Source organism: Streptomyces sp. SKN60 (assembly GCF_026236535.1).
Lineage (GTDB): Bacteria > Actinomycetota > Actinomycetes > Streptomycetales > Streptomycetaceae > Streptomyces.
Genome location: NZ_JAHTMW010000041.1, coordinates 1 through 21,098, shown reverse-complemented (window position 1 = coordinate 21,098; position 21,098 = coordinate 1). Strand labels below are relative to the sequence as shown.

General features: G+C 74.4%; 20 protein-coding genes. 13 read left to right on the top strand and 7 right to left on the bottom strand.

What is annotated here, in order from left to right:
• Positions 1 to 458: 458 nt before the first annotated feature.
• Both KV205_RS35620 and KV205_RS35615 read left to right on the top strand, forming a co-directional pair.
• Entirely contained in the window at positions 459 to 1,121 is a 663-nt protein-coding gene (locus KV205_RS35620; RefSeq protein WP_265869185.1) for a deoxynucleoside kinase, read from the top strand.
• A gap of 73 nt (positions 1,122 to 1,194) precedes the next feature.
• Positions 1,195 to 2,571, top strand: coding sequence for a DUF5685 family protein (locus tag KV205_RS35615; protein ID WP_265869184.1), 1,377 nt, complete (start codon positions 1,195 to 1,197; stop codon positions 2,569 to 2,571).
• A gap of 33 nt (positions 2,572 to 2,604) precedes the next feature.
• On the opposite strand, the gene KV205_RS35610 is transcribed toward KV205_RS35615, so the two are convergent.
• Both KV205_RS35610 and KV205_RS35605 read right to left on the bottom strand, forming a co-directional pair.
• The gene (locus KV205_RS35610; protein WP_265869183.1) at positions 2,605 to 3,819 is read right to left on the bottom strand and encodes a tetratricopeptide repeat protein; all 1,215 of its coding nucleotides are present in this window, start codon (positions 3,817 to 3,819) and stop codon (positions 2,605 to 2,607) included.
• A gap of 37 nt (positions 3,820 to 3,856) precedes the next feature.
• Entirely contained in the window at positions 3,857 to 7,453 is a 3,597-nt protein-coding gene (locus KV205_RS35605) for a CHAT domain-containing protein (protein ID WP_265869181.1), read from the bottom strand.
• 186 nt (positions 7,454 to 7,639) lie between these two features.
• On the opposite strand from KV205_RS35605, the gene KV205_RS35600 reads away from it, so the two are divergent.
• From KV205_RS35600 to KV205_RS35560, 9 genes are all read left to right on the top strand, one after another.
• On the top strand, positions 7,640 to 8,083 hold the full coding sequence (locus KV205_RS35600; RefSeq protein WP_265869180.1) for a hypothetical protein: 444 nt from the start codon (positions 7,640 to 7,642) through the stop codon (positions 8,081 to 8,083).
• Positions 8,080 to 8,991, top strand: a complete 912-nt coding sequence (locus KV205_RS35595) for a hypothetical protein (RefSeq protein WP_265869179.1) — start codon at positions 8,080 to 8,082, stop codon at positions 8,989 to 8,991. The genes KV205_RS35600 and KV205_RS35595 overlap by 4 nt, the downstream gene beginning before the upstream one ends.
• Before the next feature lie 150 nt (positions 8,992 to 9,141).
• Positions 9,142 to 9,750 (top strand): DUF2975 domain-containing protein, encoded by a 609-nt coding sequence (locus KV205_RS35590; protein ID WP_265869178.1) that lies wholly within the window; start codon positions 9,142 to 9,144, stop codon positions 9,748 to 9,750.
• Positions 9,750 to 9,974, top strand: coding sequence for a helix-turn-helix transcriptional regulator (locus KV205_RS35585; RefSeq protein ID WP_265869177.1), 225 nt, complete (start codon positions 9,750 to 9,752; stop codon positions 9,972 to 9,974). The genes KV205_RS35590 and KV205_RS35585 overlap by 1 nt, the downstream gene beginning before the upstream one ends.
• Positions 9,975 to 10,025: 51 nt before the next feature.
• On the top strand, positions 10,026 to 10,748 hold the full coding sequence (gene lipB, locus KV205_RS35580; protein ID WP_265869176.1) for a lipoyl(octanoyl) transferase LipB: 723 nt from the start codon (positions 10,026 to 10,028) through the stop codon (positions 10,746 to 10,748).
• A 76-nt stretch (positions 10,749 to 10,824) separates the two neighbouring features.
• The gene (locus KV205_RS35575) at positions 10,825 to 11,169 is read left to right on the top strand and encodes a GNAT family N-acetyltransferase (RefSeq protein ID WP_265869175.1); all 345 of its coding nucleotides are present in this window, start codon (positions 10,825 to 10,827) and stop codon (positions 11,167 to 11,169) included.
• Positions 11,170 to 11,289: 120 nt separating this feature from the next.
• Entirely contained in the window at positions 11,290 to 12,318 is a 1,029-nt protein-coding gene (locus KV205_RS35570; RefSeq protein ID WP_265869174.1) for an adenosine kinase, read from the top strand.
• The gene (locus KV205_RS35565) at positions 12,315 to 13,043 is read left to right on the top strand and encodes a ribonuclease H (RefSeq protein WP_265869171.1); all 729 of its coding nucleotides are present in this window, start codon (positions 12,315 to 12,317) and stop codon (positions 13,041 to 13,043) included. Before KV205_RS35570 ends, KV205_RS35565 begins: the two co-directional genes overlap by 4 nt.
• Positions 13,044 to 13,405: 362 nt before the next feature.
• The gene (locus KV205_RS35560) at positions 13,406 to 14,134 is read left to right on the top strand and encodes a GNAT family N-acetyltransferase (RefSeq protein WP_265869170.1); all 729 of its coding nucleotides are present in this window, start codon (positions 13,406 to 13,408) and stop codon (positions 14,132 to 14,134) included.
• Between the two features lie 79 nt (positions 14,135 to 14,213).
• Here the strand turns inward: KV205_RS35560 and KV205_RS35555 are convergent, their stop codons facing one another.
• The 4 genes from KV205_RS35555 to KV205_RS35540 form a co-directional block, all read right to left on the bottom strand.
• The gene (locus KV205_RS35555; protein ID WP_265869169.1) at positions 14,214 to 14,597 is read right to left on the bottom strand and encodes an STAS domain-containing protein; all 384 of its coding nucleotides are present in this window, start codon (positions 14,595 to 14,597) and stop codon (positions 14,214 to 14,216) included.
• Between the two features lie 156 nt (positions 14,598 to 14,753).
• The gene (locus KV205_RS35550) at positions 14,754 to 15,680 is read right to left on the bottom strand and encodes a universal stress protein (protein ID WP_265869167.1); all 927 of its coding nucleotides are present in this window, start codon (positions 15,678 to 15,680) and stop codon (positions 14,754 to 14,756) included.
• 150 nt (positions 15,681 to 15,830) lie between these two features.
• Positions 15,831 to 17,507: an FAD-dependent oxidoreductase gene (locus KV205_RS35545; protein ID WP_265869166.1), complete on the bottom strand. Its 1,677-nt coding sequence runs from the start codon at positions 17,505 to 17,507 to the stop codon at positions 15,831 to 15,833.
• A 61-nt stretch (positions 17,508 to 17,568) separates the two neighbouring features.
• Positions 17,569 to 18,483, bottom strand: a complete 915-nt coding sequence (locus tag KV205_RS35540; protein ID WP_265869165.1) for a diiron oxygenase — start codon at positions 18,481 to 18,483, stop codon at positions 17,569 to 17,571.
• A gap of 174 nt (positions 18,484 to 18,657) precedes the next feature.
• Between KV205_RS35540 and KV205_RS35535 the strand changes: the two genes are divergently transcribed.
• Positions 18,658 to 19,050, top strand: a complete 393-nt coding sequence (locus KV205_RS35535; RefSeq protein ID WP_265869164.1) for a DUF4440 domain-containing protein — start codon at positions 18,658 to 18,660, stop codon at positions 19,048 to 19,050.
• A gap of 58 nt (positions 19,051 to 19,108) precedes the next feature.
• Positions 19,109 to 20,005, top strand: coding sequence for a sigma-70 family RNA polymerase sigma factor (locus KV205_RS35530; protein WP_265869163.1), 897 nt, complete (start codon positions 19,109 to 19,111; stop codon positions 20,003 to 20,005).
• A 101-nt stretch (positions 20,006 to 20,106) separates the two neighbouring features.
• Here KV205_RS35530 and KV205_RS35525 read toward each other — a convergent pair whose 3' ends face one another.
• Positions 20,107 to 20,715, bottom strand: coding sequence for a hypothetical protein (locus KV205_RS35525; protein ID WP_265869162.1), 609 nt, complete (start codon positions 20,713 to 20,715; stop codon positions 20,107 to 20,109).
• Between the last annotated feature and the right edge of the window lie 383 nt (positions 20,716 to 21,098).

Genomic DNA, 21,098 nt, shown 5'->3' with positions numbered 1-21,098 from the left:
CCGAACCGCGCGGTGGAAACCGGGTCGGTGCAAGCGGTACGCGCTTCGTACGACAGGAGGGACCGCTGTACCCCATAGGGTGGGACCTCCAGGTCCCCCTGATCACCGGTTGCTGCGGTGTCGAACAGCGGCGAGTGCATGGACAGCATGTCCAGGGTATCCATGGAGGCCTCCCGGATCCGACACCACCAGTCTGGCCCACAGGCGAGCCGTCTCGCTGGGGCCGAATGGTCCCCGCCGACCGTCCACGAGGGGCAAGGGCGTGATCGCGCTGCCCCCACCCGGTCGGACCGGCGCAGGCTGAGTGGTCATCTATGCTTCTGAGCGGCCACGAGGCGATGGACCACATGACACCGATCATGAAGATCCTGGGGAATCGAGTGACCGCCGCAACGTGCCCGGGCGGTGCGGGTAGCCCGGCTCTCGCCGCGAACAGAAGTCCCAGGGAGAAGTGAGGTATGTCAGTGATCTGCGTCGGAGGCATGATCGGGATCGGCAAGACGAGCGTGGCCGAGCTGCTCGCGAAGGAGCTCGGCAGCCATGTCTTCTACGAGAGCGTGGACGACAACCCGATCCTGCCGCTCTTCTACACGGCGAGCCCCGAGGAGATACAGGCGAAGCGCTACCCCTTCCTGCTGCAGCTCTACTTCCTGCAGACGCGGTTCGCCGCGATCAAGGAGGCGTACAAGCAGGGGGACAACGTCCTCGACCGGTCCATCTACGAGGACTGGTACTTCGCCAAGGTCAACCACGACCTGGGCCGCATCAGCTCCCTCGAGATGCAGGTGTACGAGGGGCTGCTGGAGGAGATGATGCGCGAGATCGACGGCCTGCCGTACCGCAAGGCGCCCGACCTCATGGTCTACCTCAAGGCGGACTTCGAGACCGTGCTGCACCGCATCGGGCTGCGCGGCCGTGACTTCGAGCAGGACGAGGCCCTCGTCGAGTACTACCGCACGCTGTGGTCCGGCTACGACGACTGGGTGCACAAGCACTACTCGGCCAGCGACGTCCTCGTCATCGACATGAACCGCACCGACGTCGTGAACAACCCCGACGACGCGGCCCGCGTGGCGCGGGAGGTCAAGGACGCCCTGGCCGCCGCCAGGTGCCGCGCCTGACGCCGTAACACCTAGGATGTCGGCCGTCCGGGCGGATATGACCGGACGGCGGTTCCTACGGGGGAGTACATCGGTGTTCGGAATCATCAGGCCGTGCCGCCATCGCCTGGGCGAGGGCCTGCGGGTCGAGTGGATGGCGCATCTGTGCGGGCTGTGCCTGGCGCTGCGCAGCGAGTACGGGCAGTTCGCGAGGGTCGCCACCAACTACGACGGCCTGATCGTCTCGGTGCTGACCGAGGCGCAGTCGGAGCGCACCGGGGACTGGCGGCGCGGAGCCGGCCCGTGCCCGCTGCGCGGGATGCGGTCGGCGGACGTGGCGCAGGGGGAGGGCGCGCGGCTGGCGGCGACGGTGTCGCTGGTGCTCGCCGCGGCGAAGATACGTGACCATGTGGCCGACGGCGACGGTCTGTTGGGGCGCCGGCCGATGGCCCTTGCGGCACGCCGGATCGCCCACGGCTGGGACCGAGCGGGCGCCGCGGGCGGCGAACGGCTCGGCTTCGACACCGCCGTGCTGCTCGGGGCGGTCGAGCGTCAGCCGGAGGTCGAGCGGTCGACCGGCCACGGGGGCTCGCTGCTGACGGTCACGGAGCCCACGGAGACGGCGACCGCGGCCGCCTTCGCGTACACCGCGGTGCTCACGGACCGTCCGGGCAACGCCGAGCCGCTCGCGGAAGCCGGCCGTCTGTTCGGCCGGCTCGCGCACCTGCTGGACGCGGTGGAGGACCTGGACGCGGACCGGGCGTCGGGCGCGTGGAACCCGATCGCCGTGACCGGCGCGGACCTCGCCGAGGTGCGCCGGCTGTGCGACGACGCCGTCCACGGCATCCGACTCGCTCTGTCCGACGCCGTGTTCGTCGACGGACGGCTGGTACAGGCGCTGCTGGGCGGCGAGTTGGAACGTGCCGTCGACCGGGTCTTCGACCCCCGGCATCGCCAGCATCAGCAGCAGCCCGGTCGGCAGGCGCGGGGCCTGCGCATGGTGCCCTGGCTGGGACGTCGTACGCCGACGGAAATGCCCCTGGAGTCGGCTCCGGAGACCGGTGCGGGTGCGGGTGCGGCCTGCGGCGTCGGGGCGATGGCGTCGGGCCGGCCGCAGGAGGGGCAGTGCCGGCGGTGTCACGAGTGGCGCAGGCTGTGCGCGGACTGCCGGCTGTGCTACAGCTGCTGCCGCTGCAGCGACGACGACGGCGCGGACGACGGTGAGCCCATTCAGTTCGGCGACGGCAACAGCAGCGGCGGTTCGAGCCGGGACGGTTCCGGCGGTGACGGCTGGTTCGGCGGGCGGGGCGGCGGCAACTCGGGCGGCGGCTCGGGTGGTTCGGGTGGCGGGCACGGGTTCGGCGGCTCCGGTGGTTCCGGCGGCTCCGGCGGTGGTTCGGGCGACGGCTGCGGTGGCGGTGGTGGTGGCTGCTGCAACCCGTGCAAGTGCTGCTGCGACTGCTGCGACTGAACCGGGACTCCCGCCACTGCGCGGGGCGGTCGCCTACCGGGTGTCGTCCCGCAACCACGCCAGCTTCTCCTCGGCCGCCTGCTCGCGGGGGTGCCCCGGCCCGTAGATGCGCCGGTAGTCGCGGACGCAGCGGTCCAGGAGCGCGGTGGCCTCGGCGTACCGCCCCACGTCGATCAGGACGTTGGCGAGGTTGTCCCGGGTCGACACGGTGACCGGGTGGTCCTCGCCGTTCAGGGCGACCCGGCCGGCCAGGACGTCGCGCAGCACGGGTACGGCGTCCTCGTACCGCTCCATGGCGTGCAGGACGGCCGCCAGGTTGTTGCGCGCCGTGAAGGTGTTCTCGTGGTGGGGTCCCACGGTCGCCTCGAAGGACCGGATGACCGCCCGGAGCTGCGTCTCCGCCTCGGCGTGGCGATCCAGCCGTACGAGCACGGCACCCAGGTTCGCCCGGGCCGCCGCCGTGCGCTCGTGGTCGGGACCGTAACGCCGCTCAAGCCGGGGCACGAGGCCGCGCAGTGCTCGCTCCGCCTCCTGATGGCGGTCGCACTTGATCAGCGAGGCCGCGTGGGAGTTGGCGGCGGTCAGCACGTCCGGATGGTCGGGCCCGAGCAGCCTGGTGCGCCGCTCGAGCACGTCCCGGGCCAGCGGTTCGGCCTCGGGCGCGCGCCTGAGGTCCTCCAGGACGACCGCGAGCCCGGCCGCGCTGCGCAGGGTGTCGGGGTGATCGCGGCCCAGGGTCTCCGACTGGCCGCGGAAGGTGTCGCGCCAGGCCGATTCGGCGAGCTGCAGCTGACCGGTCCTGTGGAGCAAGGCGGCGAGTTCGGCGGAGGTGCGCAGAGTCTCCTCGTGGTGGGGGCCCAGCACCGTCCACTGGCCCCGCGCCACCTGCTGGTAGAACGCCACCGCCTCCTCGCCGCGACCGGGCATCGAACCGAGCACCCGGGCCAGTTCGCGTACGGCGTCGAGCGCGTCCGGGTGCTCGGGGCCCAGCCGTTCGATGGCCGCACGGGCGCGCATGAGGTGCCACTCCTCGGGGGAGATCTCGACCCGCACGATCTCCTGCTCCGGGCCGCCGTCCGTCACCTCGGTGAGGGTGATGTGCCCGCCGACCGGCCGCCAGGCCGCCCCGTCCGCCTCCTCCTGTCCTGGTCCCTGTCCCTGCTGCTGTCCCTGTTGCTGTTCCTGGCGCTGTTGCTGTTGCTGTCCTTGATCTTCCTGAGCAGCCTTGCGCCGCCACCACCGGCTCATCGCGACTGTCTCCTTCGGTCCGGGGGGGGGGGGCGCCTCAGGCGCCCGCGTGTATGTGGGCGGCCCACAAGCTCGGGCTGGCGGCGAACGCGGCCCGGCACTCCCGGACCGCCAGGTGCAGCGCGGCCGCCGTCCGGCTGTCGTCAAGCGCCGGCCCGCCGTCGCCGTCGCCGTCGGTACGAAGCCGCCGGTAGAGGAGGCGGGTGACACGGACCGCCACGGCGTCGTGCACCGGCCAGAGCGTGCCGACGGCATGGGGATACCCCGCGAGCTGGAAGGCGGAGGTGATGTGGATGGACTCGTCGGCCAGGTGCCCGTCGGCGCGCGCCGTCTCGCAGGCCGAGAGCACCACGAGCCGCGCGGCCGGCAGGTCGAGCCGGGCGATCTGCCGGACCGTCAACGGCCGGGTCGAATGGTCGTGCACCAGGAGCCGACCCGCCGAGGGGGCGGCGGGTTCGCTGACTCCGTGGCAGGCGAAGTGGACGCACGGGTGATCCGGCAGGGCGGCCATGACCCGGTCGAAGGTGGCCTCTTCCCCGTACAGCACATCGGTCGGCAGCAGCGCGCGCAGCGTCTCCGCCTCGCGTCGTGCCCCACCGAGCGGCCGGGCACCCGGGGTGTCGGGGAGCGCGACGGCGAGGAGCCGGCCGGCCGGGCACGGGGCGGCGGCCCGGTCCCGGGCGTACCGGAGCGCCCGGACGGTCGGCGTGTAGGAGGAGACCACCCGGTCCATGACGGTCCGCGGCGCCGGCCCAGGCCCACCAGGCCCCGGCCCACCCGTCCCCTGCGGTACGACGCCGCTGCTGTCGTCATGGTGGCCTGCCGCGTGCAGGGGCAGGGCGGCCAGCGTCCCGCCCGGCGACCACCACAGCCGGGGCAGCTCGCCCCCGGCCCCGCCCCCGGCCCCGGCCCCGGGAGCACCGGAAAGGCCGAGCCGGTCGAGTACGGGGCCGGTGACGTGGTCCCAGGTCCATGCCAGGACCTCGGCGACGGTCCGCTGGGCGGCCTTGTCGCGGGCGGGGTCCATCGCGTCGGCGAGCGCGCGCCGGAGCCGGTCGGCCTGTGCGCCGACCGCGTCCGGCGTGGCCCGCGGCAGGGGTACGAGCAGGACGCCCTCCGGGCGCAGGACGAGGGCGTCGCTGCGGTAGCCGCTGCAGTAGGCGAGCACCACCGGGCCGTCCTCCGCGCAGGCGAGCAGCGCGTTCTCGTCCGGCGCGCCGAGGAAGTCGGCGAAGCCGGGTGCCCGGCGGATCTCCGCCACCAGCTCCTCCAGGCGGCTCGCGAGCGTGTGCCGCTGGTCCGCGGTGGCGGGCGGCAGCCGGCCCAGAGCGGCCTCCGCCGCGTCGACGGCTTCGAGCGCGTCGAGCCGGTCACGGATCGAGACGAACCGCTCGGCGAGACCCGGATGGGCGCCGCGCAGCCGCCCGATCCCGTCCCGGGTGTCCATGGCCCGGCTCAGCAGCACGCCCCGGCCCTGCTCCAGGAGCGACACCGCGTGCTCGGGACGCCCCGCGTTGACCGCGCAGGCGGCGGCCTCGGCGGCGAGCCCCCGCACCCGGGACAGGCCGCGCTCCTGGTCGCTGCGGGCCAGCCGGCCGGACGCGGCGAACGGCAGGAGTTCCAGGGCCGCTTCATGACCCCGCAGCGCCTCGCTCCAGCGGAGGCCTGCCGCCGCGGCGGCTCCCCAGTCCCAGGCCGCGAGAACCCGCTCGTAGGCAGGCAGGGTCCTCGTACCGGCGGCCTGCCGGTAGGCGTCCTCGGCGGCCCGCAGCACGGCCGGATCGCCGTCCTGGTGGTGCAGGGCACGTAACGCGTCGCCGTACGTGTGCAGATAGGTGCCGTGGGCCGGGTCGCCCTCCGGGGCGGACCAGACGGCGCGGCCCAGGTCGCTGACCGCCTGCGCAAGGAGTCCTTCGCGGGGGCTGTGGTGATGCTTCGTCAGACGGGTGGAGCCGAGGTTCGAGAGGACGAGCGCCAGTGCCGGATCGCCGTACGGAATGTGCCCGGCGGCCTCCTCGAGGAGAGCGGCCGCCTCGTCGAGGTCCGCCACGTCGCGGTGTGCCCTTTCGGGGTTCGTCACGTCGGGGTCCGCGATGCCGGGGGCGACCGTCTCGGGGGCCGTCCCGTCGGCGGGCCCGCCGAACCGCCCGCGCAGGGCGTTGGCCAGGTGGTTCAGCCGGTCCGCGCGGACCGCCCCGGTCCGCGGGGCCAGGGCCAGGGCGCGACGGGCGGTGTCGACCGCCTCGTCGGCGGCGGCCGGGTCGCCCGTCGCGCCGTGCCAGCTCTGCAGCACCACGCCGAGGTTGGCGAGGCGGGCGGCCTGCGCGGCGGGGGAGGCCGGAGCCGCGTCCAGCGCGGTCCGGGCCAGCCGGGTGGCTTCCCGCAGGGAGTCCAGGTCGTCCGTCTGCAGGCCGCGCTCCCGCAGGGTGACGGCGAGATTCGCCAGGGTGTCGGCGTACGGGCCGGTGCCCGGCCGCTGCTGGGCCAGGGCGGACCGCAGGACGGCGATCGCCTCGTCGAGCACCGTCGCGTCCCCGGTCGACTGGGCCAGCCGGTGCAGGGTGTTGCCGAGGCTGTTCATCCCCATGGCCCGTTCGGGGGCGCCGGCGTCGCACAGCGGCAGGGCCTCGCGCAGCAGCTCGGCGGACTCACGGAGCAGCCCGGGATCGCCGTTGTCCTCGGCGGCCAGCCGCAGGGCGACGGCCAGACCGGCGAGCCGCGCGGGGTGTTTCGGGTGGCCGGCCCGGCTCTCGGCCAGGGCGGTGCGGTGCACCTCCAGCATCTCGGCGCGGTGCGCCTCGTCGGTGTCGTGATCGTGCCGGCTGCGCAGGCCCTGGGAGAGGTTCGCAAGGACGAGCGGGCGCACCTCGCTGCCCGGCGGGCTCTCCCGCAGGGCCGTCCGCCACTGGTCCAGGGCCTCGCGCAGCGCCGCGGTGTCGCCGCTGTGCAGATAGGTGCTGTGCAGTGCCGTGGCGAGGTTGTTGCGGTAGCCGGGCCGGTCGGGCGAGCCGGGCGGAAGGATCTCCAGCGCGTCCCGCAAGGCGCTCGTCGCCCGCGCGAGATCCGTCCCGTCGGCCGTCCCGTCAGTCGCCTCGTCGGCCGACCCGGGGGCCGTCCCGCGGGCCTCGACGCCGCCGCCCGCGCCGCCGCGCGCGCCGTTGTCGTGCCGTTCCTGCAGGGCCTCGCCCAGCGCGGCGAGCGTCTGCGCGCCGGTCGTGGCGTCCTGCGGCAGGCCGGCCGCCCGGTCGAACAGCTCGACCGCCCGGTCGAGATCGCTCGCCCGCCCGTGGAGGTCGAAGCATCGCCGGTACGTCAGGGCGAGGATGACCACGTCCTGGGGCCGCACGGGATCGACGGACACCCGCTCGTGCCCGAAGGCGACCAGCGCGCCCAGATCGCCGGCGTCGAGGGTCAGTTGCCACCGCCGGTGCAGGGCGATCAGGAGATTGCCGGCGCGGCCCGGCACGGTCGGGTCGCCGGGCTCCGTGGCCGCGAGCTCCCGGCGGTACGACCGGATGGCCTCGTCGAGCGCGTCGCGGTCGCCCGTCCTCAGATGGCGCAGCAGCAGGTGATCGCCACTTGGCCGCGTGCCGCCGGGTCCTCCGGCTGCCGTCGCATCCGCCGCGCTGACCACGACCACCCCCCCGGTTGACGCCGCCCCGGACCGTACGCCCTCCGCGCCCTCCGCGCGTCCCGCGCCCTCGCGAGTCCCGCACGTACCGGCCTGTGTTCACGATAGCCAAGAAGCCCTCGGAACGCCGGGGTTGGGACATACAATCGGCGACCAAGCGGCAACCGGCGTCCGAGGGGGAGCGGAAGCGTGGCGAACACGGCCGACGGAGCGACGAACACGGACCCGGGCGACGCGCGGCTGCAAGAGCTCTGCCGCCGGCTCGCGGATCCCGCGGCCTCGCCGGAGCTCGACGCGCTCGGCGAGCCGGGCGCGCGGCTCGTCGACGCCATCGCCTCCGCCCTGCGCGACGGCCGTTCCCTGCAGCAACTCGGCGATCACCTCGACGAGCTGGAAGAGCTGTTGCTGGCCGCGGGGCACAGCGCCGGACTCGGCTCGTACCGTACGACGCCCCCGCCCACCGGCCCCGTGTTCCAGAGGTTGCCGGTGGCCGGACCGGCGCATCCCGCCCTGTACTTCCTGGCCTGTCCCACGGGCCGGTGCGGTCGCGTGGAGGCGCCGGACGACGGCGCCCCGGATCAGCCCGCCTGCGGTCTCCTCGGCCGCCCGCTGAACCCGCTGCCGCTCCGGTGACCAGCGCCTTCCTCAGCGCGCTGGGGGGCCGGATCGCGGAGCGGTGGCTGACGCTGCTCGCACTGCCCGGACTGCTCTTCGTCGCCGCCGTCACCACGGCGACGGTGCTCGGCCACGAACACTGGGCCGACGTGGGGAAGTTGCGGACCTGGCTCGACACGCTCGCCGCCTCCCCCGCGTCCCGGAGCATCGGTACCGTCGTCCTCGTGGCCCTGGGGGTGCTGCTCGTCGCGGCCGCGATCGGCGCGGCCGCCCAGGCCCTCGGCGCCGGAGTGGAACTCCTCTGGTGCGCCGAGCCCCGCGGACCCCTCCTGCGGCGCCTCGCCGACCGCCGGCTGCGCAGATGGCGGGCCGCCGACGCCGCGTTCCGCGCGGCCCTGGTCACGGCCGGCCGGGCCCGCGTTGCCGGGGCGGACGACGCCGACCGGCTCGCCGGGCTCGCGGAGCGCCGCTTCGCCGAGCGGGACCGCATCGCCGCCGCCCCGCCCCGCCACCCCTTCGGCATGGGCGACCGGCTCGCCGCACCCGGGCAACGGCTGTGGCGCGCGTACCGCCTGGACCTGGCGGCGGCCTGGCCCCGGCTCTGGCTCGTCGCCGCCGACGGCACCCGCGCCGAACTGCACGCCGCCCGCCTCCGGTTCGGCGCGGCGGCGCGCCTGTGCGCCTGGGGCGGCGGGTATCTGGTCCTTGGCGTGTGGTGGTGGCCGGCCGCCCTGATCGGCATCGTCTCCGTCGCCGCCGGCCTGCACCGCGGCCGGGCCGCCGCGGACGCGTTCGCCGAACTCACCGAGGCCCTCGCCGACCTTCATGTCCGCGACCTGGCGGCCGCCCTGGGCATCGACTCCGCGGCCTCCCTGGACCGCGCGCTCGGCGAACGCCTCTCCCGGGCTCTGCGCAAGCCCGGCTGAGCCCCCCCCGTATCACCGTCACTGTCACCGTCGCCGGTCCTGACCCCGACCCCACGCGGCTCGTGATGTATCGTTTATCGATACTATCGATAAACGATAGGTCGGAACGACCGGTAAGTGACGGCCCCGGACCGGGCCGTAGGGGGAGACATGGGCATGAATGCGTGGTGGAGCCGTCTCGACGGGCGGCTGCTGGAGATCGCTCTCGGGGTGGCGCTGGCGCTGGTGGCGACGTTCGGAATCCTGCTGCCGCTCCTGGGAGTGGCCGGGGTGACCGAGCCGATGGACACCCGGGCGGTCGAGACCACGGCGCTCACGCGGGTGCCGGGCTCGCCGGCGGAAGAGGGCCTGACGCTCACCGGCGGCCGTCAGGCGGAGGTCGTCCTCGCCGCCCCCGACCTCGGGCAGCGGGTCCTGCTGGCCCTCCCCGAGGTCACGGACAGCGGGCTGCTGGTGCTGATCCTGGTGCTGCTCCTCCGCATGGCCCGTACGCTGCGCGAAGGCGACGTCTTCGTGCCGGTCAACGCCCGGCGCCTCAACGTCATCGCCCTGACCGTCCTCGCCATGGGCGTCCTGAGCCCTCTGGTGGCGGCCGTCACCACGAGCCGGCTGGTCACGGGAACGCGCGTCGGCGACGCGGTCGTCCTCTCGTACACTTTCGAATTCAAGGTCATCCTGCTGGGCCTGCTCGTCGCGGCCCTCGCCGAAGCCTTCCGCCGCGGCGCGAGGCTTCGGGCCGACACGGAAGGGCTCGTCTGATGCCACCGGATGAGGACCACCACATCGCGGTCCGCCTGGACCGGTTGCTGGCGGACCGGGAGATGACGCTGGCCCAGCTGGCGACCCGGGTCGGCGTCACGGTGGTCAACCTCTCGGTGCTGAAGAACGGGCGCGCGAAGGCGATCCGCTTCTCCACGCTCAGCGCGATCTGCCGGGAACTGGACTGTCAGCCGGGTGACCTGCTGAGCTTCGAAGGCCCCTGAAAGCGGGGCCGCACCGCCCTGCGGAAGACCGGGAGAGGGAGGAGGCGCGACATGGACGAGTCCGCGAGCGGGTCCGTGCAGGGGTCCGTGGAGGGGGCTGCGGGAGGGCTCGGGCTTGAGCGGATCGATCTGGGCGAGGTGCCGTACACCCAGGCGGGCGAGGAGATGAAGGGCTGGGTCGAGCGGCGGCGGGCCGGGGAGATCCCGGACCGGCTGGTCCTGCTGACCCACCCGCCGGTCATCACGTACGGCTCGCGCACGCCCGCCGACCAACTGCCCCGCGCCGACTCGCCGATCCCGCTCGTCGAGGTCGACCGCGGCGGCCAGGCCACCTACCACGGGCCAGGTCAGCTGATCGGCTACTTCGTGCTGCACCTGGGGGAGCGCGGTCCCGGCGACGTGGTGCGCTGGGTGGAGAACGGGCTCGTCGCCGCTCTGGACTCGCTCGGCTTCGAGACCGTACGGCGCGACACCCCGCCCGGCGCGCAGAGCCTGGTCGGCGTGTGGACGCCCCGCCACGACAAGCTCGTCTCCATCGGCATGCGCATCCGCAACAAGGTGACGAGTCACGGCTTCGCTCTCAACATCTCCTCCGACCTCGACGAGTTCACCCGCTTCACGGCCTGCGGACTGCCCGAGGTCGCCATGACCTCACTGGCCGAGATGGCCGCCGAGCAGGGCCGGCCCGCACCCACGGAGGCCGCCGTCCGCGACGCCGTGGCCCACGCCTTCGGCGCCGTCGCACCCGCCACCGCCGCGCCCCGCCACGACTGAGCCGTTCCCGTACGCACACAACCGGACCCAACCCGAACTCCCACCCCAACCCCCGGTCACCACAGGAAGGTTCCTCATGACCCAGCCCGCCGGCACCCCCGCCGTCCGCCTGAACGAGCCCCGGCACCGTTACGAGATCCTGGTCGACGAACAGCGCGCCGGGCTCACCGCCTTCCGGGACCGCGGCGAGCAGCGCGTCTTCTTCCACACCGAGGTCGACGAGGCGTACGCCGGGCAGGGCCTGGCCTCGATCCTCGTCGAGCAGGCGCTGAACGACGTGCGCGCCACCGGGAAGCGGATCGTGCCCGTCTGCCCGTACGTCGCGAAGTTCCTGAAGAAGCACGACGAGTACGCCGACATCACCGACGCGGTGACCCCCGAGATCCTGGAGTGGCTGGACGTCCAACTCGCCGGCCGCTGACCGTCGCTGACCGTCGCCGGCCGCTGTCGGTCTGAACCGTCCCGGCCCGGGCCTCCCGCCTTGCAGCAATTCCCTGCAAGATCTTGCGCGGCGGTCTGGGCCGCTGTTTGACTGCCCCGCATGAGCAGTGACGCCTCCACCGCCCCCCACGCCGCCCCCGGCCGGGACATCGACGTCCTCGTCCTCGGCGGCGCCGGCGTCGACACCATCGTCTACGTGCCCGAGCTGCCCCTGCCGCTCGCCGACAGCCACATGATCGGCACCGGGATCGTCACCCGCGCCGGCCAGACCGGAGACTTCGTCGCGCTCGGACTGCACCGCCTCGGCCTGCGCACCCACCACCTCGACCTGCTCGGCGCCGACCCGGAGGGCGACCTCGTCCGCGCCCTCCACCGTGAGCACGGCATCGCCCTCACCGACGTGCCCCAGCCCACCGGCACCAAGCGGGCCGTCAACCTCGTCGGCCCCGACGGACGCCGGCTCTCCCTCTACGACGCCACGCGCGGCAGCGACACCGACCGGCTGCCGCCCGAGATCGTGCGCGCCCTCGCCGCCCGCAGCCGGCACGCCCACGTCTCGATCACCCAGCCCTGCGCCCACGCCCTGCCCGAGCTCCGCGCCGCCGGCGTCACGATCTCCACCGACCTGCACGACTGGGACGGCCGCGACGCCTACCACGAGCCCTTCGCCCTCGCCGCCGACCTGGTGTTCGTCTCCGCCACCGCGCTCGACGACCCCGAGCGCACCCTGCGCGGCCTCCTCGCCCGCGGCCGCGCCTCCATCGCCGTCGCCACCGACGGGGCCGCCGGCGCGTACCTCCTCACCGGCCCCGGCGAGCCGCTCGTGCACGTCCCGGCCGTCGCCCCGACCGCGCCCGTCGTCGACAGCAACGGCGCGGGTGACGCCTTCGCCGCCGGATTCCTGCACGCCTGGCTGGCCGGCGCCCCCGCCCGTATCTGCGCCCTCCACGGCAGCATCGCCGGCGCCCATGCCTGCACCGTCCCGTCGACCCGTGCCGAGGCCATCGGCCGCGACGCGCTGCTCGCCGAGGCGGCCCGGCTCGGTGTCGATGCCGATGTCGATGCCGCGGACGCTGCCGCCGCCGGTGGTCCGGGGCACGGTGCCCGGCATGTCAGGATCGAGGGATGACAGAGAAGATCATCGCGGCGTGCGACGGCGCCTCCAAGGGCAACCCCGGACCTGCCGCCTGGGCCTGGGTCATCGGGACCGAGGACGGCGAGATCGCCCACTGGGAGGCCGGACCGCTCGGCACGGCCACCAACAATGTGGCCGAACTCACCGCCCTCCTGCGTCTGTTGGAGCGCATCGACCCCGCCGTGCCGGCCGAGGTGCGGATGGACTCGCAGTACGCGATGAAGGCCGTCACCACCTGGCTGCCCGGCTGGCGGCGCAAGGGCTGGAAGACCTCGGCCGGCACCCCCGTCGCCAACAAGGAGCTGGTCGTCCGGATCGACGAACTGCTCGCCGACCGGCGCGTGGAGTTCGTCTACACCCCCGCCCACCAGGTCGACGGCGACCCGCTGAACGACGCCGCCGACCGGGCCGCGAGCCACACCGCGCGCAGTCAGCAGCCCGCCGGCTCGGACGAGGGCTCGCCGCTGCCCCCGCCGGAGCCCGCCTCGGCCCGCCCCGCCGCCGCCAAGCGCCCCCGCAAGGCCACCGGCGCCCCCGGTTCGCCGCGCGCCGGTACGCGCTCCGGTGGCTCCGGTACGCGTTCCGGTTCGTCCGCGCCCAGCCTCAAGGCCCGCTTCCCGGGACGCTGCCGCTGCGGCCAGGCGTACGCCAAGGGCGACACCATCACCAAGAACCCCGACGGCTGGGGCCACCCCGCCTGCGCCGAAGCCGCCTCGTAGGCGCTGGCCAGGCATTTCACGGGCTCCGGCGACCGCCGCACAGGGCGGTCGCCGGAGCCCTTTCCGGTGCCGGCCGCCGGGCCTGCGGGGGCCCTCGTCCAACCTGCGAAACCCTCCGCTGGGCCGAATGAGGGATGGGGTAAACCGGACATTCACTCAGCCGTGCGCGCGGGTTCGTGTGGGGTTCTGTTCTCAGGGGCCCCGGGGCTGCATACTGTTCCTCCCGCCACCGATGGCGAACCGTTTCACTTGCCCATTTCCCCTTGGGCAAGGTGGTCGTCACCGGGCCGGGAACCCCTCCCTTGCGTCGCCGCCGCGATCCGGCGTGCGATGACCCCTGCCCGTGAAAGACCCGAGGACCCGTGCCAGTACCTGTCGTCCTTACCGGGCGCACCGTGCGCCTGGAGCCGCTGGCCATGCGCCACGCCGAGGGCATCGCCTGGGCGGGCGCACTGGATCGTGCGGCCTATGCGTACACGTCCGTGCCCCACGGCCTTGATGCCTCCTGCGACTACATCGCCCGCGCTCTCGCCGAACAGGCGCAAGGCCGGGCCCTGCCGTTCGCCCTGGTCGACCCGCATACCGGCCGGGTTCTCGGATCGACCCGCTTCCTGGAACTCGACTACTGGCGCGGGCCGGTGATCTGGCCGCCGGTCACCGGGGTGCCCAACGGCGACCCCCTGACCGCGGTGCCCGACGCCGCCGAGATCGGCAACACCTGGATCTCCAGCGAGGCCCGCGGCACCGGCGTCAACACCGAGGCCAAGTACCTCATGCTGCGGCACGCCTTCGAGACCTGGGGCCTGCGCCGGATCTCCATGCGCGCCGACGCCCGCAACACCCGCTCCCGCGTCGCCATCGAGCGGCTCGGCGCGAGCTGCGAGGGCGTCCGCCGCGCCCACTCGCGCGGCCTGGACGGTGTGGTCCGCGACACCGCGTTCTACTCGATCCTCGACGAGGAGTGGCCGGCCGTCCGCGGCATCATCGAGCTCCGCCTCCCGGGCATGCGCCCGCCGGCGCCGCTCCCGGCGGCGGGGTTCCCGGGCCAGTCCCTGGAGCCCGGCGGCGCGGGCGAACTCCTGCCCGCCTGACACCCGGACCGGCGTTCGTGGCCGCCACCACAGGCGGCCGCGAACGCCGGACCCGGGCTCCCGGACCCGGGCTCCCGGACTACACCCGGAGCCGCCCCGGCTGGGCCGCCGCCTGCGGCCCCGGCGGCGGAGCCGTCGGCGGCGACGGGCACAGGACGTCGTCGAGGCCGGCCAGCCGCACCAGGCGCAGGATCATCGGCTGGTCGCAGACGAGCCGCCAGGCCGCGCCCCGTTCCCGGACCCGCTGCGCGCAGCGCACCAGGAGCCCGAGCCCCGACGCGTCGCAGAACGTGACGTGGCGCAGATCGACGGTGAGTGCGGACGCCTCGCGCGCCAGCACGTCGAGTTCGGGCCGGATGCGCTGCACCAGCACCAGGTCGAGCTCTCCGTACAGCTCGGCCGTGGTCAGGCCCTCGCTCGACCGCACGGCGAGATCGGCCTCGCCGGTTCGGATCAGATGCATGGACACGCTCCACTGGATCGGTCCCCGTGCAACGAGGTTCCCGGCACGTCCGGAGGCAGACACGTTTCTCCATGTCCGCCATCACCTGAAGAGGTGAAAACCTCCCTTTCCCGCCCGCGCACCCGCGCCGGCTGCTCGCTCACCGCTTCGGCCCGCTCAGCGCTTCGGCGCCGGCGGCACCACCGCGACCGGGCAGTGCGCGTGATGCAGCACGGCATGCGCGACCGAGCCCATGAGCAGCGTCTCGATCCGGTGCCGGCGGTGCCGCCCCACCACCACGAGCCCCGCCTCCAGGGAGTCCTCGACCAGCCGCCCGGCCGGATCGGCGGGCGTGACCGTCGGGATCACCTCGACCTCCGGACGGCGCTCGGTGAACGGCAGCAGCCGCTCCTCCTGCCGCCGGGTCGTGCTCTCCACCAGTTCGGGGGTCTCGTCCGGCATCGGCGGCGGCACTTGGAGCGCGGGCGCCGGCGCGCCGATGAGCAGCGCCGGGGACGGCGGCACCGGATACGCGGTCACCACCTCCAGCGGCACCCCGCGCCGCTCCGCCGCCTCGAACGCGAACTCCACGACCTCGTCGGCGGTCTCGTCGGTCTCCAGGCCGAGCAGTACCCGCCCCGCCGCCGTCCCGCTCTCCAGGGACGCGGCCCGCGCCTCGTGCGGCACCACGACCACCGGGCACGGCGCCGCCGCGGCGAGCGACCGGCTGTTCGAGCCCAGGAGCAGGCTCTTGAAGCCGCCGCGCCCCCGCGACCCGACGACGAGCAGCCGGGCCCGCTCGGCCGCCTCCACCAGGGCGTCCACGACGGAGCCGTCCAGCGAGGCGTACCCCACTTCAAGCCCCTCGGCCCGCGGTCCGACCTCGGCGGCCAGCGCGTCCACGACCGTGTCGGGCAGCTCCGGCGACGGGCCGAGCGAGGCGATCCGGGCGCTCCCCAGCTGCAGCGCCTCCGAGCGCACATGCGCGACGGTCAGCGGGGCGGACAGGCTCCGCGCCTCCTGCAGCGCCCACTCCAGGGCCCGCAGACTGTGCTCGGAACCGTCGACCGCCACGACCACAGGCGAATTCTCACTCGTACTCATGTCGTGCACTCATATCGGGATCATTCACCTCGATACGGGTGCCACGCCGAAGCCCGTACGGGAGCCCCCGTACGCACCCCGATGCGCGGGCGGTACGGCAAGGGGGCGCGGGTCCGCCCCCCACGCCCCCCTACGCCCGCCGCTGTCGGCTCAGCCGGCCGCCCGCCGCCGTCCCCGCGCCGCCGCGACCAGCTCCGGCAGCGAGCCCAGCTTGACCCGCGGCCGGCCGGCCTCCTCGCCGCGCGCCCGCTCCGCCCGCTCGATCGCGGCGAGCCCGCGCGCGTCCACCACGTGCCGGGCCCGGCTCCGGGCGAGCCGGTCGAAGCCGCGGGCGGTGCCGGCCGGCTTCGGCAGCACGCCGGCGACGGCGTCCGCGAGCAGGGTGCCCACGGTCTCCGCCGCGCACGTGCGGTTGGCGCCGATGCCGCCCGAGGGGCCGCGCTTGATCCAGCCGACGACATACGTGCCGGGCCGCCCCTCGACCCGGCCGCCGGTGTGCGGCACCGTGCCGGTCGTCTCGTCGAACGGCAGGTCCGCCACCGGCAGTCCGCGGTAGCCGACCGCCCGGAGCACGAGCCCGGCCGGGATCTCCGCCGGACCTGGAGCGCGGTCCGGACCCGCCGGGCCCGACGCGTCGGCCCCGCCCGTGACCCGTATCGCGCCCTCACACACCTCCTCCGGCGCCGAGTGGAAGCGGAACACGATGCGCCGCTCCCCGCCCGGCGGGCGCGCCCAGTCCACCCGCTCGCGGACGGCGCCCCGCAGCAGCGCCGCCTTGTCCCGGGGCTCGGCCGCCTCAACGGCCGCCCAGACCCGCGGGTCGTGGTCGTCCACGACCAGCCGGACGCCCGGCAGCTGTCCGAGGGCGAGGAGTTCGGGCGCGGTGCACGACAGGTCCTCGGGGCCGCGCCGGGCGAGGAGCACCACCTCGCGCACGGCGGAGGCGCGCAGCGCCGCGAGCGCGTGGTCGGCGATGTCCGTGGCCGCCAGGGTCTCCGGGGCCGCGACCAGGATGCGGGCCACGTCGAGCGCGACGTTCCCGGCGCCCACCACCACGACCCGCTCGGTGCCCGACAGGTCGATCGCGTCCGGGCCGACCTCCGGGTGCGCGTTGTACCAGGCCACGAACGCCGTCGCGGAGACGCTGCCGGTGCGCTCCTCGCCCGGGATCCCCAGCCGCCGGTCGCCGGCCGCGCCGACCGCGTACACGACGGCGTCGTGGTGCGCGGCCAGCTCCTCGTCCGTGACGTCCGTACCGACCTGGACGCCGAGGTACATGCGGACCCGCGGGTGGGTGTGGAAGCGGGCGAAGGTGTCGCCGATCCGCTTGGTCGCCGGGTGGTCGGGCGCCACTCCGTAGCGCACCAGACCGCCCGCGACCGGCAGCCGGTCGATCAGCGTCACCTCGGCGCCGGTGTGCAGGAGCAGGTCCTCGGCGGCGTACATGCCGGCCGGCCCGGTGCCGACGACCGCGACCCGCAGCGGCCCGAAGTCGGACGGCAGGCTGCGCTCGAACGCCGGGGCGCCCCAGGCGTGGAAGACGGGCCCGCCCGCCGGCGCCTCGCGTGGCGCGCGGTCCTCGTAGAAGGCCGCGTTCACGGCCGCGTACGCCTCCTGTCCGGGGCGCAGCGCGTCCGCCGGGAAGATCGCGTCGACCGGGCAGGCGTCGGCGCAGGCACCGCAGTCGATGCAGGACTTCGGGTCGATGTAGAGCATCTCGGTCCGGCCGAAGTCGGGCTCTTCGGGGGTCGGATGGATGCAGTTGACCGGGCAGACGGCGATGCAGGTCGCGTCGTTGCAGCAGGTCTGAGTGATCGCGTAGGTCATGGCGTCGTCAGCTCGCGGGCTCCGGGAGGGGGCGGGGGACTGGTGGTGAGGGGGAGGGGCGTCAGATGAGGTGGGCGCGCCGGTAGACCGCCACCGCCGGGCGGGTGAGCAGCCCGGCCGAGGCGAGGAACTCCATCAGCCCCGCGCAGCTCGACCGCATCATCGACTTGTAGTGCTCGTTGGCCTTCGCCTCGGCGAGCGCCCGCTCGACGTCGAGCCCGGCCTTCTCGTACACCTCGCGGCTGACCATGCTGGTGACGATGAAGTACGAGGCGATCGAGACCACCAGGGCCTGCGCCCGGCGGCGCAGCCGGCCGGCGCCGCGCAGCCGCGCCCGGGTCTCCTCGCGGGCGAACTTCATGTGCCGGGACTCCTCCACGACATGGATGTTGTTGATGGTCCGCACGAAGGGGACCACCCGCTCGTCGCGCATCCAGTCGCGCTGCATGACGTCGAGCACCTCCTCGGCGACGAGGATCGAGGCGTAGGCGGCCTCGCCGACCGCGAGCGTCTTGAAGGCCCGGCCGAGCTCGCGGACGAAGCGGCCCGGGCGGTAGGCGGGGGCGCCGAGCTTGGCCGCGCCGCGCCCGAACATGATCGAGTGCCGGCACTCGTCGGCGATCTCCGTCAGGGCCCACTGGAAGCGCGGGTCGGTCGGGTCCTTGGCGTACATGTCCCGGAGCACCATCTGCTGCAGGATCATCTCGAACCAGATGCCGGTGCTGGCCACGCACGCCGACTCCTGCCGCGTCAGCTCCTTGCGCTGGGCCTCGGTCAGCTCCTGCCAGTAGCGGGTGCCGTAGAGGGTGCTCCACTCCGGGCTCATCCCGTGGAAGTCCTCGTCCAGCGGGGTGTCCCAGTCGACCTCGGTGGCGGGGTCGTAGGACAGCTTCGCGGAGGACTCCAGCAGCCGGCGGGCCGCCTCTCGTTCGGGCTGCCGGGTCTGGTCCGCCGGCTGGACGGTGCTGCTGGCCATGGTGCGGCTCCTCGATGACCTCGGGGGCGGGAATCGGGCGTCGTTCACGAGGCGCTTGTTAGACATCGTGTCTAGCAAGCTGTTGGACGGACCGTATAGCAAGACGGCGCGCACGCCTACCCGTCGGTACGGAATTTCGTTGCCAAGGGGTCGGGGCCGGGAGAGGATGCGCTCATGATCGACACGACCGGCACCGCCGAGGAACGGGCCGCCGTCGCCGCGGCGACGGACGGTGAACTGCGCCTGCACGACCTCGCCGTACGGGCCTCCGCCGACGGCGTCCGGCTCTTCGACCCCGAGTTCGTCGAGGTCGGCGCCTCGGGACGGCGCTGGACGTACGAGGAGATGGTCGCGGCCCTGCCGACCTTGCACGGCGGGGCGGACAGCCCGCGCATCGAGGTCTCCGCCCTGCGCGGGGTGCTCCTCGCCCCGGACCTCGTGCACCTGACGTACGAGAGCGTCATCGCCGGCCGCCGGGCGCGCCGCAGCTCCCTGTGGCGCAAGGGCACGGGCGACACCGGATGGCGGCTCTACTACCACCAGGGCACCCCCGTCCCCGAGGGCTGAACGCCCGTGCTTTGATGAGGCGTTCACGCAGGTGGGGCGAGCGGGGGAGCGGCGGGACATGCGGGCGACGGACGACGGCGCGGCGCTGACGGAACGGTTCGAACAGGACCGGCCGCACCTGCGCGCGGTCGCCTACCGGATGCTCGGCTCCCTCGCCGAGGCCGACGACGCGCTGCAGGAGGCCTGGCTGCGGGCCAACGACGCCGGGGTCGCCGGCGTCGAGAACCTCGGCGGCTGGCTCACCACCGTCGTCTCCCGGGTCTGCCTCAACATGCTCAGGTCCCGCGACCGGCGCCGCGAGGACCCCCTCGACGCCCGGCCCGGCGCACCCGGGGGCGGGCGGTCCGGGTACGACCCCGAGGAGGAGGCCGTGACGGCCGACTCCGTCGGCGTCGCCCTGCTCGTCGTCCTCGACACCCTCGCCCCGGCCGAGCGGCTCGCCTTCGTCCTGCACGACCTGTTCGCCGTGCCCTTCGACGACATCGCGCCCCTCCTCGAGCGCACCCCGACCGCCGTGCGCCAGCTCGCCAGCCGCGCCCGCCGCCGGGTCAGGGGCGGCACCGCCGCGGCCGCCGCGGGCCCCGACCTCCTACGGCGACGGCGTGTCGTCGAGGCCTTCCTCGCCGCGACCCGCGGCGGCGACCTGGAGGCGCTGGTCGCCCTCCTCCACCCCGACGTCGTCCTGCACGCCGACCGGCTGGTCGTCCCGACCCCCGAACCGATCGTCGTCAGCGGCGGCCGCACCGTCGCCCAGGGCGCCCTTGCGGCCATGGGCCGCGCCCGCTTCACCGGCCTCGCCCTCGTCGACGGCGCCTTCGCCCTCGCGATGGCCCCGCAGGGGCGTCTCCGTCTCGTCCTCACCTTCGCGGTGGCGGATGACGGCCTCATCACCGGCATCGAGATCGTGGCCGAGCCGGACCGCCTGGCGGCGATGGAGCTCACCGTCCCGGCCTGAGGCCCCGGCGAAGCCCGTTCCCTACGCCTCGCCGTGTCTCGCCCGGGCGGTCGTGGACCGCCCGGGCGAGACGCCGGCTCGGATGCGGGCCGGGATGGGACCTAGACCGCGCCGTTGCGCCAGACCGTGAGGTCCAGCGTCACGTAGGTGCTGGGCGAGTCGTCCGGCGAGAAGGCCTTGAGCGTGACCAGGCCCATGTGGCCGGTGCCGGTGATGACGCACATCTGGCGGCCGGGCGACAGCTGGCTGTCGTACACCTTGTTCGTGAAGCGGGTCTCCGCCCGGCACACGTCGAGGGTGCCCTCCTGGCCCGGGTCGAGCAGCACCAGTTTGCCGCCGGTGGCCTCGGCGTCGAGGTGTCCGCCGGTGCTGTAGGACAGTTCGTAGTTGCTGTCCTGGCCCTCCTGCGGCCGGACGACCTCGTCGCCGAGCGTCAGGTGGTAGCCGGCGGTGAGGTTGATGTTCTTGTAGTCGACCGGCGTCGGATCGGCCTTCTCGGACGGCTTCCCGGACGCCGACGAGCCGCCGGAACCGCCGCCCGACGACGAGCCGTTCGACGGCGCGCTGCTCGACCCGGCCTTGCCGGTGCTCTGGCCGCCCGTCTTGTTGCCGCCGCTCGCCGAGCTGCCGCCCTTGTTGTCGTCCTTCGTGAGGAAGTAGACGGCGCCCGCGCCGCCCCCGCCGAACACGAGCGCGGCGGCCAGTGCCACGAGCAGCGTCCGCTTCGCGGTGCTCTTGGGCTTGGCCGGCGGCTGCCCGCCCGGAGCGCCCGGCGCGCCGGGGTACGGCGTCGGGTATCCCTGCGCGTTCGGGAAGCTGCCCGTGACGGCCGGATACGAGCCCGTGCCCGGGTACGGGACGGGGGCGGGCCCCGGCGTGGGCGTCGGGGCGGCGCCGGTGTGCGTCGGGGCGTAGGCGTGGCCCGGGTGCGGCGGCGCGGCGGCCGGCCCCTGGGGCGTACCGGGGGCGCCGGCCGCGGCGGTCGGGGCGTACCCGGCGGGCGGCGTCGCGTGGGCCCCTCACCGCCCGTGCGGGCAGCGGCTTCGTCACCCGGCCCACCGTGCTCGCCGTCGACGCGGCCGGCAAGCCGGTC